Source organism: Catenulispora pinistramenti (assembly GCF_018274385.1).
GTDB lineage: Bacteria > Actinomycetota > Actinomycetes > Streptomycetales > Catenulisporaceae > Catenulispora > Catenulispora pinistramenti.
Genome location: NZ_JAAFYZ010000296.1, coordinates 1 through 11,050, shown reverse-complemented (window position 1 = coordinate 11,050; position 11,050 = coordinate 1). Strand labels below are relative to the sequence as shown.

The 11,050-nt window shown below is 71.1% G+C and carries 10 protein-coding genes; 6 read left to right on the top strand and 4 right to left on the bottom strand.

Features of this window, described 5'->3' with window-relative positions; genetic code table 11:
- Positions 1 to 371: 371 nt before the first annotated feature.
- A complete protein-coding gene (locus tag KGQ19_RS44320) occupies positions 372 to 1,187 on the top strand; it encodes an aggregation-promoting factor C-terminal-like domain-containing protein (RefSeq protein WP_212020905.1) in 816 nt (271 codons plus the stop codon).
- Positions 1,188 to 1,318: 131 nt separating this feature from the next.
- Here the strand turns inward: KGQ19_RS44320 and KGQ19_RS44315 are convergent, their stop codons facing one another.
- Both KGQ19_RS44315 and KGQ19_RS44310 read right to left on the bottom strand, forming a co-directional pair.
- Positions 1,319 to 2,212 (bottom strand): 2-dehydropantoate 2-reductase, encoded by an 894-nt coding sequence (locus tag KGQ19_RS44315; RefSeq protein WP_212020903.1) that lies wholly within the window; start codon positions 2,210 to 2,212, stop codon positions 1,319 to 1,321.
- Between the two features lie 142 nt (positions 2,213 to 2,354).
- Positions 2,355 to 3,854: a peptide MFS transporter gene (locus KGQ19_RS44310; RefSeq protein ID WP_212020901.1), complete on the bottom strand. Its 1,500-nt coding sequence runs from the start codon at positions 3,852 to 3,854 to the stop codon at positions 2,355 to 2,357.
- 93 nt (positions 3,855 to 3,947) lie between these two features.
- On the opposite strand from KGQ19_RS44310, the gene KGQ19_RS44305 reads away from it, so the two are divergent.
- Together KGQ19_RS44305 and KGQ19_RS44300 are read left to right on the top strand one after the other, a co-directional pair.
- Positions 3,948 to 4,616 carry a response regulator transcription factor gene (locus KGQ19_RS44305; RefSeq protein WP_012785064.1) on the top strand — a complete coding sequence of 223 codons (669 nt, stop codon included), beginning with the start codon at positions 3,948 to 3,950 and terminating at the stop codon, positions 4,614 to 4,616.
- Between the two features lie 19 nt (positions 4,617 to 4,635).
- Positions 4,636 to 5,940, top strand: a complete 1,305-nt coding sequence (locus KGQ19_RS44300; protein ID WP_212020899.1) for a sensor histidine kinase — start codon at positions 4,636 to 4,638, stop codon at positions 5,938 to 5,940.
- On the opposite strand, the gene KGQ19_RS44295 is transcribed toward KGQ19_RS44300, so the two are convergent.
- The gene (locus KGQ19_RS44295) at positions 5,903 to 6,427 is read right to left on the bottom strand and encodes a GtrA family protein (protein ID WP_212020897.1); all 525 of its coding nucleotides are present in this window, start codon (positions 6,425 to 6,427) and stop codon (positions 5,903 to 5,905) included. The genes KGQ19_RS44300 and KGQ19_RS44295 overlap by 38 nt on opposite strands.
- 46 nt (positions 6,428 to 6,473) lie before the next feature.
- Positions 6,474 to 7,040: a GtrA family protein gene (locus KGQ19_RS44290; protein WP_212020896.1), complete on the bottom strand. Its 567-nt coding sequence runs from the start codon at positions 7,038 to 7,040 to the stop codon at positions 6,474 to 6,476.
- Between the two features lie 255 nt (positions 7,041 to 7,295).
- Between KGQ19_RS44290 and KGQ19_RS44285 the strand changes: the two genes are divergently transcribed.
- The 3 genes from KGQ19_RS44285 to KGQ19_RS44275 all read left to right on the top strand — a co-directional run.
- The gene (locus KGQ19_RS44285; protein WP_307856699.1) at positions 7,296 to 8,453 is read left to right on the top strand and encodes a 5-(carboxyamino)imidazole ribonucleotide synthase; all 1,158 of its coding nucleotides are present in this window, start codon (positions 7,296 to 7,298) and stop codon (positions 8,451 to 8,453) included.
- Positions 8,446 to 8,958, top strand: coding sequence for a 5-(carboxyamino)imidazole ribonucleotide mutase (gene purE / locus KGQ19_RS44280; protein ID WP_194894270.1), 513 nt, complete (start codon positions 8,446 to 8,448; stop codon positions 8,956 to 8,958). The genes KGQ19_RS44285 and purE overlap by 8 nt, the downstream gene beginning before the upstream one ends.
- 95 nt (positions 8,959 to 9,053) lie before the next feature.
- Positions 9,054 to 11,050 (top strand): serine/threonine-protein kinase (locus tag KGQ19_RS44275; protein ID WP_212020894.1); only part of this gene is annotated, 1,997 nt, incomplete at its 3' end.

The window sequence follows — 11,050 nt, the reverse complement described above, 5'->3', positions numbered from 1 at the left end:
ACTCCATTCGCCCTCCGCCGCCCCCACTTGCATCCCGCCGATGCCCAGCCGTCTGCACGTGCGTCCGGCGCGTGCGCGTGACCGGCAACGCCGCTGGTGACCGGCCTGATGACCACGTAGCGCAAGGGATTCGGCTCCGCTGAGTAGTGCCAAGAGTCGGCAAAGTCCCGGTCATCTTCGGGCCGTCCCCATTGAGACCCGGTCGTGACCTCCGGCAGATTGGCCACCCGACAGGCCTCGCGCGGGCGTTCGAAAACGAGCTCCCCACAGCCCGCGTTCAGGAGGCGAAGTACGGCGGAAGGTCTCTCTTGTCCGGCATATCGGGCTCCGGCCCCGGCAGGCACGTCGCGAGCCACGCCAGGCCCGGGGCGATGAGCAACGCTAAGGGCAAGGTCAAGACCGCGGCCGCGGTGACCAGTGTGCTGGCGGTCAGCGGCGGTGTCGCCACCGCGTACCACATGCACCAGGACGGCCTGCGGAACAGTGCCGAGGCGGCGTCTCAGGACTCGAATACCGGTGCGGCGATCGCCGCCGCGAACGCGCTGGCCGCCGCGCGGGACGGCAACGCCGTCGCGAACCGCGACCTGCAGCGGCCCGGGCTGGCGCAGACCTCGACCCCCGGTGCCCCGGCGCCGACCTCCAGCAGCTCGCTGCCGATCGCTGACAAGGGCCCGACCCCGGCGAACTCGTCGAACTCGCCGCTGGCCGTCCTGAACCCCCCGCCGCCGACGTCCACCTCGACGTCGACCACCCGGCCGCCGCTGCCCAGCCAGACGCCGACCCCGGTGAAGACCACGCCCACGCCGGTCAAGACCACGCCGAAGGCGCCGAGCTCCAGCTCCACCTCCAGCGGTTCCGGCTCCAGCGGCTCCTCATCGAACATGGGCTACGACGCCTCGCCGGAGCAGGCGAAGGCGATCGCCGAGCAGATCGTCCCGTCGAGCCAGTTCCTGTGCTTCTCCAACATCATCGAGCGCGAGTCGAGCTGGGACCTGCACGCCACCAACTCCTCCTCCGGCGCCTACGGCCTCGGCCAGGCCCTGCCCGGCTACAAGATGGCCTCGATGGGCTCGGACTGGCGCAACAGCGCGCTGGTCCAGATCAAGTGGGCGCTGTCCTACATGACCGGGCGCTACGGTTCGCCGTGCGCCGCGTGGGCCTTCTGGCAGGCCCACGACTGGTACTGACGTACCGACCAGGCGACCCGGGACCCCACATCCGCGCCGCCGGCCCCGAGCCGGCATCGGACCCGGGTGGCCGCAATACCGCCCCGCAGCCGTTCCCCCCACCGGTCCGCGGGCGGACCAGGAAGGGTGCGTCAGCCGTCTGAGGCGGCGGCGAGCAACGGGACCAGCACGTCGGACACCGGCGTCGGGATCCCGTGCCGCCGCCCCAGGCGGCGTACCACCCCGTTGCGCGCGTCCCACTCCAGTTCCCGGCCCGCCAGCCGGTCGAACAGGATCGAGGACCCGATGTCCGGGGCCATCGCCTCGAAGATGCCGACCAGCGCCTCGGCCTCGCTCTCCGGCAGCGCCGCCCCCTCGGCCCGGGCCACGGCCAGGGTCTCGGTCGCCAGCGCCAGCGCCAGTTCCCTGACATCGGGACGCTGATAGACCACGGCCCGCTTCCCGGCGGCGGCCATCAGGCCCGCGATCGCGTTCGTGGTGAGCTTGCGCCAGGCCGCGGTGGTGAAGTCCGAGACCAGGGCCACCTGCACCGCCGGCGCCCCCTCCAGCAGCCGGGCGAACTCCTCGCCGTCCGGGCCCGCCGGGACCTGGATCATCGAGGAGATGTTGTTGCGGATGGTGACCTCGCCGGGCCCGGTGGGCTCGGCGCTGATCCAGACGATGGCCGGCAGCACGTGCGCGTCGTTCGCGTACGGCGCGACCCGCTCGATGTGCTCCACACCGTTCTGCAGCGCGACGACCGTCGTACTCGGCTTGCACAGCGCGTCCAGGTATCCGGCGGCGCCGTCGGTCTGCTGCGCCTTCACCGCGAGCAGCACCCACTCGGCCGGCCCGGCCACCTGGTCCGGCGAGGTGAGGATCGGGGCCTCCAACTCGGTCACGGTGCTCGTGAGGTCGTCGACCACCCGCAGCGCCCCTGGATCGCGCCGCGCGCACAACGTGACGGAGTGCCGCCCCGTCTGCTGCGCCGCGAGCGCCGCGACCGAACCGATAGCGCCAGGCCCCACCACCGCTATGTCCGCCATGGGCCAAGAGCGTATTGCGTCCGGACCGCACCGCGCGAGGTGGCAACAGATTACGATCGGGCACTACCGGCGGGTTCAGACCCGAGTCCGAACCCGAGTCCAGACCCGAGTTCAGGCCCCTGGCGCGGGCCCCGCCGCCCGGCTACCGGACGTCTCCCATCAGCCGGTTGATGACCGGGGCGGCCAGGAACACCAGCACCCCGATCGCCGCCGCCACCAGCCCCAGCGACAGGAAGTAGCTGAAGTCGCTCATCGTCGTGCTGAGCTTCGTGACGTAGACGTTGAGCGCGTTCCCGGTGGCGGTGGCCAGGAACCACAGCCCCAGCATCTGCCCGGCGAACCGGGGCGGGGCCAGCTGCGTGGTCACCGACAGGCCGACCGGCGACAGGCACAGCTCGCCGATCGTCTGGAGCAGGTAGGCGACCGCCAGGAAGGCGATCGAGACCCGGTGCGTCGGCGTGGCATCCTTGCCCGCGATGCTCATCACGAAGAACGAGCAGCCGATCACCACCAGCGCGATCGCGAACTTCACCGAGGTACGCGGGGCCCGGTCGCCGAGCCGCTGCCACATCCAGGCGAAGATCGGCGCGAACACCATGATGTAGAAGGGGTTCGCGGACTGCAGCCACACCGAGGGCATCTCCCAGCCGAAGATGTGCAGGTCGGTCTTGTCGGCGGCGAACAGGTTGAGCTGGCTGCCGGACTGGTCGTAGATCATCCAGAACACCGTGGCGCCGACGAAGAAGGCGACGAACGCCAGCAGCTTGGGCCGCTCCTCGGGCCGCAGTCCGCCCCGGCTGAACAGGTAGCCGAAGTAGACGAACGGCGTGGCGATGATCGGCGCGGCCAGCCCGTCGGCGAACGCCGACACCGACCACTCGGTGATCGCCATCCAGCCCAGCACGATGGCCAGCACCACCACCACGATGGCCGCGCCCATCCGCAGCGAGCGGGCCAGCTCCGGCGGGGTGATCGGCTTGGGCGGCCGCAGCCCGACGGTGCCCAGGTGCTTTCCCTGGACGACGTACCAGACCACCGCGAACGTCATGCCGATCGCCGCGCAGCCGAAGCCCAGATGGTAGTTGATGTGCTGGCCGACCCAGCCGGCGGTCAGCGGCGCCAGGAACGCGCCCATGTTGATCGCCATGTAGAACACCGTGAAGCCGGCGTCCCGCCGCTTGTCGTGCTCGTGATAGAGCCCGCCGACCTGCGCGGAGATGTTCGGCTTGAGCAGCCCGGTGCCCAGCACGATCAGCCCCAGCCCCAGGAACGCCGTCGCCGAGGTCGGGATCGCCATCACGTAGTGACCCAGCGCGATGATGATGCCGCCCCACAGCACCGAGCGTCTGGCGCCCCAGACCCGGTCGGCGATCCAGCCGCCGGGCACCGCCATCAGGTAGACCAGGCTGTTGTAGATGCCGTAGAAGCTGTTGCCGGCCTCCTGGGACAGCCCGAGGCCGTGGTGGGCCGCGGTGTCGGTGAGGAACAGGACCAGCAGCCCGCGCATGCCGTAGAAGCTGTAGCGCTCCCAGAACTCGGTCGCGAACAGTGTTTGGAGCCCCTTGGGGTGACCGAAGAACGCCCGGTCCTCATCCTGCGGCGGCAGGCCCTGCGCGGGGGACGGAACGTTGTGGGTCGTCATGCGTTCGGTGCTTCCCGGAGCAGATCCCCGCATTACAGACAATGCTCCAGATGGGGGAGCGACAGCAGGTCCACCCCGATTACCATCACACTCATGACCCGTGTACTGCTCGCCGAGGACGACGCCGCCATTTCCGAACCGCTGGCGCGGGCGCTCCGACGTGAGGGCTACGAGGTCACCGTCCGAGCCGACGGTCCAGGGGCGCTGTTGGCCGGTCAGAGCGGCGTCGACCTGGTGGTTCTGGACCTGGGCCTGCCCGGGATGGACGGCCTGGAGGTCTGCCGCCGGCTGCGCGCCGACGGACACACCTTCCCGGTGTTGGTCCTCACCGCGCGGGCCGACGAGGTTGACACCGTGGTCGGTCTGGACGCCGGCGCCGACGACTACGTCACCAAGCCGTTCCGGCTGGCCGAACTGCTGGCCCGGGTCCGGGCCCTGCTCCGGCGCGGCACCCCGGACCTGGGCAACGGTGTGCACGGGGTGCGAATAGACATCGAGTCCCACCGCGCCTACCTGGGCGACCAGGAGCTCAACTTGACCGCCAAGGAGTTCGACCTGCTGCGGGTGCTGGTCCGCGAGGTCGGCCGGGTGGTCACCCGGGACCAGCTGATGCGCGAGGTCTGGGACACCACCTGGTGGTCCTCCACCAAGACCCTGGACATGCACATCTCCTGGCTGCGCAAGAAGCTCGGCGACGAGGCCTCCCGCCCCCGGTTCATCACCACCGTGCGCGGCGTCGGCTTCCGCTTCGAGCGCGGTTAGCGCGCCGGGTCACACTGCCGTGCGCCGCCGCCTGGTCTCCTCCACGTTCCTCGTGGTGATGATGGTCGTCATCCTGCTCGGTGTACCGCTGGCCGTACTGGAGGTGCGCTCGGTGGACACCAGCACCAAGACCGTGCTGTCCACCGAGGCCCGCACCCTGGCCGAGACGGTGTCGATGCAGGTCAGCAAGGCCAGCCTGAACGGCGCCAGCACCGGGCCGCTGGGCGACTACGTGCCGAACTGGCAGCGGATGATCGCCCTGAACCACGCCGCGGTGATCGCCGTGGACGGGCAGAGCCCGATCGCGGTCAACACGCTGCCGGCCGGCACCTCGACGTTCACCGCCACCTACTCGGTGGACCGGGTGCTGGCCAACGTCGGCGTGCACGTCACGGTGCAGGCCACGCGGGCCCCGGCCGACCAGCAGATCCGCCGGACCATGTACCTGATCGGCGGGGTGGCGCTGGCGGTGCTGGTGGCCGCCACCGGCCTGGCCTACCTGCAGGCCCGCCGGCTGACCAAGCCGCTGGAGGAGCTGGCCGCCACCGCCGAGCGCCTGGGCTCCGGCGACCCGCGGCCCCGGCACCGCCGCTACGGCATCAGCGAGCTGGACCGGGTCGCCGAGGTCATCGACAGCTCGGCGGACCGGATATCGACGATGCTGGGCGCCGAGCGCCGGCTGGCCGCCGAGGCCTCGCACGAGCTGCGCACCCCGCTGGCCGCGCTGTCCATGCGGCTGGAGGAGATCATCACGCTGGCCGACGACCCGCAGACCGTGCGGGACGAGGCCGAGGTGGCGCTGTCCCAGGTGGAACGGCTCACCGACGTGGTGCAGCGGCTGCTGACCACCGCGCGCACCCACCGGCGCTCGGACCTGGCGGTGCCGATCGAGGTGGACACCGTGATCCGGCAGCAGGTCCACGAGTGGCGCCCGGCCTACCAGTCGATGCGGCGCGGGATCGTGGTCTCCGGTGAGCGCCGGCTGATGGCCATGGCCACCCCCGGGGCGTTCTCCCAGATCCTGTCCACGCTGCTGGAGAACTCGCTGATCCACGGCGCCGGCACGGTCACCGTGCACACCCGCGCGGTCGGCGGCTCGGTGGTGGTCGAGGTCGGCGACGAGGGCGACGGTATCGCCCCGGACCTGGAGGCGAAGCTGTTCCAGCGCGGCGCCTCCTCGCGCGGGTCCACCGGGCTGGGCCTGGCGGTGGCGCGGGAGCTGGCCGAGGCCGACGGCGGCCGGCTGAACCTGGTGCTTCAGCGCCCGGCGGTGTTCGCCGTCTTCCTCACGGAGCACTCGCCGTTGTCGGTGATTGCGCGCTGAACCCGTCGTCGTCACCGTTGGGGCCGGCGGCCGGATCGGCGTCGGACCCGGTGCCCCCGGCCTCGGGGAAGACGAACAGGTGCGAGGTGGTGAACCGGAACACCCCGGCCACCGGCAGCCCCAGCACGAACTTGGCGACGTTGGCCGCGGCGATGCTGTGGAAGCCCAGCACCCGGTCGCCGACGAACACGAAGCTGTTCTCGATGATCAGGCCGATCAGGCTGATCAGGGCGAACATCGCCATCTCGCGGCGGCGGGTGTCGGCCGGCCGGTCGCGGAAGACCCAGTAGCGGTTGCCGATGTAGGCGGTGACGGTGGCCACGCAGGTGCCGCCGATGGAGGCCACGGTGTGGCTCAGCCCGGTGTACTTCCACAGCAGGTTCGAGCTGCTGACGTCAGCGGCCACCCCGATCGCGCCGACCACACCGAACTTGAGCATCTCGGCGTAGAGCTTGCGGACTGTCGAGGTGACCTTGGCTACGAGCACAGGAGGATTATCTACTTAAGACTTGAGAAGCGACGGGCAGGCGGCGTCAGCGGCCTGCGGCCTCCGGGACCGGACGCTGGTGCGCGTGCGCAGTCGCGTTCGCGTGCCCGTTCGTCGGCGCCACCGTCGGGTACAGCGGGGTGGTGGCCGCGGCCGGGACGGCCTCGGGCTCCTCGACCGTGCCGACGGGGAAGACGAAGGTGCGGTAGCAGTACAGGCGGAAGAGCATGCCCAGCGGCATACCGAAGACGTAGCTGGCGACGTTCATCGCGAGCGTGCCGTCCTGGCCCAGGCCGTACTTGCTGATGAAGACGAACATCACTTCGATGACCGCGGCGACGCCGTTGATCAGGAAGAAGAAGATCATCTCCCGGTGGCGGTCGATCTTGTCGCGGTCCTTGTACGTCCAGTAGCGGTTACCGACGTACGCAACGCACGTGGCCACGACAGTCGAGACGACCTTGGCGAAGATCTGCTTGCTGGGGGCCGCGGCGATGTAGGCGTTGAACACGCCGAAGTTGACCACGAACGCGATCGCGCCGATGGCCCCGAACTTCCCCAGTTCATGGACCAGGTGCTCGAAGCGGTTGTACAGAGAACGCACGACCGTCACGCCTGCCACCTGTCTTCCATCGGTTTTCTCCTAGCGATCCGAGGGTACCGTCCCTTTCTGGGCCGCTTCGACTGCTGAACGGGAAACCTCCGTTAAATCTACTCATCGCGACGTAGCTGTGACATTAGGCGGCACCCATTCGTGGAGAATGGCGCGGATTGTCGGTCCTGGTCGCTGGTCATTGTGTCCAGACGCGGAACCGAATCCGCCTCCGCCGCGTCAAAGGCGCTGCTCTACAGCCCGTAGACTCGACCGGTGAGCTTTCCGGTGGTAGGAGTCGTCGGCGGCGGCCAGTTGGCGCGCATGATGCAGCAGGCCGCGATCGGTCTCGGGGTCGAGTTGCGGGTGCTGGCCCAGCGGCCGGACGATCCGGCGGCCCTGGTGGTGCCGGGCACCGTGATCGGCGACCACCACGATCTGGACGCGCTGAAGTCCTTCGCCGCCGGCTGCGACGTGCTGACCTTCGACCACGAGCACGTCCCCACCGACTTCCTGCACGAGCTGGAGGCCTCCGGCGTCGCGGTGCGGCCGGGCGCGGCCGCGTTGGTCTACGCCCAGGACAAGGGCCTGATGCGGCAGAAGCTGTCCGGGCTCGGCCTGCCCTGCCCCGAGTGGGCGCTCATCTCCTGCGACGACGACCTCGCCGACTTCGGCGCCACCGTCGGATTCCCCTACGTCCTGAAGGCCACCCGCGGCGGCTACGACGGCCGCGGCGTCTGGATGGTCGACGACCTGGCCGCGGCCAAGGCGGTGCTGGCCGGCGCCGCCGAGCGCGGCGTGCGGCTGCTGGCCGAGGCCAAGGTGCCGTTCGTGCGCGAGCTGTCGGCCCAGGTCGCGCGCTCCCCGCACGGCCAGGCCGCCGCCTACCCGGTGGTGGAGTCGCTACAGATCGACGGCATCTGCCGCGAGGTCTACGTGCCGGCGCCGGGGCTGTCCGAGGCCGCGGCCGTGGAGGCGCAGCGGATCGCGCTGACGGTCGCCAAGGAGCTCGGGGTCACCGGGATGCTCGCGGTGGAGCTGTTCGAGACCGGGGACGGCGCGCTGCTGGTCAACGAGCTGGCGATGCGGCCGCACAACTCCGGGCACTGGAGCATGGACGGCGCGGTCACCGGCCAGTTCGAGCAGCACCTGCGGGCCGTGCTGGACCTGCCGCTGGGCCAGGTGAAGCCGGTCGCGCCGGTGGTGGTGATGGCCAACGTGCTGGGCCTGGACCTGCCCGAGGTCTACCCGGCGTACAAGCACGTGATGGCGCACGACCCCGGGGTCAAGGTGCACATGTACGGCAAGGCCGTGAAGCCGGGTCGCAAGATCGGGCATGTCAACGTTCTGGGCCTGCCGGGCCGCACCCTCGACGACACCGTCGAGCGGGCCCGGCACGCCGCCGCTTACCTGCGAGGAGAGATTGATGAGTGAGCCGGGCGCCGCGCCTCTCGTCGGGATCGTGATGGGCTCGGACTCGGACTGGCCGGTGATGAAGCTGGCGGCCGAGGCGCTGGCGGAGTTCGAGATCCCCTACGAGGCCGACGTCGTCTCGGCGCACCGGATGCCGCGCGAGATGATCGCCTACGGCGAGAACGCCGCCGGCCGCGGCCTCAAGGTGATCATCGCCGGCGCCGGCGGCGCCGCCCACCTGCCGGGCATGCTCGCCTCGGTCACCCCGCTGCCGGTGATCGGCGTCCCGGTCCCGCTGAAGTACCTGGACGGCATGGACTCGCTGCTGTCGATCGTCCAGATGCCGGCCGGCGTCCCGGTCGCCACCGTCTCGGTCGGCGGCGCCCGCAACGCCGGCCTGCTCGCCGCCCGCATCCTGGCGTCCCACGATCTGGAGCTGCTCGGCGCGATGCGCGCCTTCCAGGATGACCTCAACGCCCAGGCCACAGCCAAGGGTGCGGTTCTGCGCACCGTTAGGGCAGAGTAGGCGCGCGCGTCGCCTCGGCCGGGGTAGGAGAGGACACTGGTCTAATAGGGGAAATGGGCCTCTGGGCACGCGCGACGACTATGGGGGAGTAGTTAGTGGACGCCAACCGACCCGTTCCGGGGCCCGGCGGCTACGGCGGCCTGGGCGCCGGGAGCATCGTCTCGAAGAACATCCAGCCGCTGCTGGAGGCCGATCCGCGGCAGATCGGCCCGTATTCGGTGCGGGGGCGCCTGGGCCAGGGCGCGATGGGCAGCGTCTACCTCGGGTTCGCCCCCACCGGGCAGGCCTTCGCGCTCAAGGTGCTCCGCCAGGACTTCGCCTCGGACCGGGACTTCCGCAAGCGCTTCACCCGCGAGATAGCCGCGGCCCGCGCCGTCCACTCCCCGTTCGTCAACGCCGTCACCGACGCCGACCCGAACGCCGCCACCCCCTGGCTGGCGTCCTACTTCATCCCCGGCCCGCCGCTGAGCGCCGCGGTCCAGCTCGCCGGCCCCTTCTCCCCGCGCTCCGTGGCCCACCTCGGCGTCGGCATCGGCCTGGCCCTGCAGGCCATCCACACCGCGGGCATCGTCCACCGCGACCTGAAGCCGGCCAACGTCCTGGTCGCCTCCGACGGCCCGCGCGTCATCGACTTCGGCATCGCCCGCGCCACCGACGCCAGCATGCTCACCGCCACCGGCATGCGCCTGGGCACCCCCAGCTTCATGGCCCCGGAGCAGGTGGCCGGGGCGGACATCGAGGCCCCGGCCGACGTCTGGGCGGTCGGCGGCATGCTCATCTACGCGGCCACCGGCCGCACCCCCTTCGGCGACGGCAACGCCATGGCGATCCTGTACCGCGTCGAGAACCACGAACCGGACCTCCAGGGCCTCGAACCGGCCCTGGCCCACATAGCCAGACGCTGCCTGACCAAGGAAGCAGCCGACCGCCCCACCCCGACCCAGCTCGTAGAGATGTGCCGCGCGGCCCTCAGCGGCGGCCTCGAAGGCCTACCCCCGCTGCGCGGTACCGACGTCACCGGCTGGCTGCCCGCCGCGGTCTCGCGGGACTTGGCCGCCCGCGCGGTGGAGCTGGCCAACGTCGGGCAACTGGTGCCCGCCCCGGTCCCGGCCCCGGCTCCGCCGACGGCCGGTGGCGGTACTGGCACTGGCCCTGGCACTGGCCCTGGCACTGGTACTGGCGTCGGCGGCGGCGGGATGAACACGGGCGGCGCGGGCTCGACGGGAGCCGGCGGCAAGACCGGCGGCCTCGGAGGATTCTTGCGACGCAAAGGCGGAGGGCAGACCCACGCTGCCCCCGCGACGGGGGCGCCTCAGAGCGGGCAGCCCGGCGGACAATACAGTCAGGGGGCTGCGATGGGTGGCGGGCAGGGGCAGTACGGTCAGCCGGGTGAGCAGACCGGCGGGGGCCAGTACGGGCCCGGGCAGCCGGGCGGCGGGTACCCGGGGCAGGACCCGAACGACCCGAATGGGACTGGTGGGCAGTACGGGGGGCCTGGCGGTACTGGGCAGATGCCGCCGACTCAGCCTGTGCAGTCCGGTCAGCCCGGTCAGTATGCCCAGCCGGGTCAGCCGGGGCAGTATGCCCAGCCGGGTCAGCCGGGTCAGCCGGGTCAGCCGGGTCAGCCGGGCCAGCCGGGCCAGCCTGCTCAGTCCGGTCAGCCGGGACAGTATGCGGCGCAGCAGCAGGGCGCGTTCGGCGGGCAGGGTGCCGGCGGCCAGTACGGTGCGCCTGCGCCTCAGGGCTACGGTGCCCCGGATACCGGTGGCCAATATGGTGCTCAGCCTCCGGTCGGCGGCACCGGCCAGTTCGGCGGTCAGTTCGGCGGTCAGCAGCAGGGCGGCGGGTATGGCGGCCAGTTCGGTACGCAGCCCCCGGCTAGCGGCACCGGCCAACAGGGCGGTTTCGGCGGCCCCGGCAGCCAGCCCGCGGCCCCGGCCTGGGGCCCGTCCGGCCCCTCGGGCAGCGACATGGCCACCACCATCGTCCCCCAGAACGCCCCCGCCCCGGACCCGGACATCCCAGCCGGGCGCGCCGCGACGTCCTCCCATGCCCCAGCCCCTCCGCCGGAGCCAGAACCCAAGCCAGAACC

What these genes read in the sequence shown, in the direction of transcription:
- KGQ19_RS44305 (WP_012785064.1), top strand. Translation starts at nt 3,948, where the DNA reads ATGACCCGTGTACTGCTCGCCGAGGACGACGCCGCCATTTCCGAACCG.
- KGQ19_RS44315 (WP_212020903.1), bottom strand. Translation starts at nt 2,212, where the DNA reads ATGGCGGACATAGCGGTGGTGGGGCCTGGCGCTATCGGTTCGGTCGCG.
- KGQ19_RS44310 (WP_212020901.1), bottom strand. Translation starts at nt 3,854, where the DNA reads ATGACGACCCACAACGTTCCGTCCCCCGCGCAGGGCCTGCCGCCGCAG.
- KGQ19_RS44320 (WP_212020905.1), top strand. Translation starts at nt 372, where the DNA reads ATGAGCAACGCTAAGGGCAAGGTCAAGACCGCGGCCGCGGTGACCAGT.
- purE (WP_194894270.1), top strand. Translation starts at nt 8,446, where the DNA reads ATGAGTGAGCCGGGCGCCGCGCCTCTCGTCGGGATCGTGATGGGCTCG.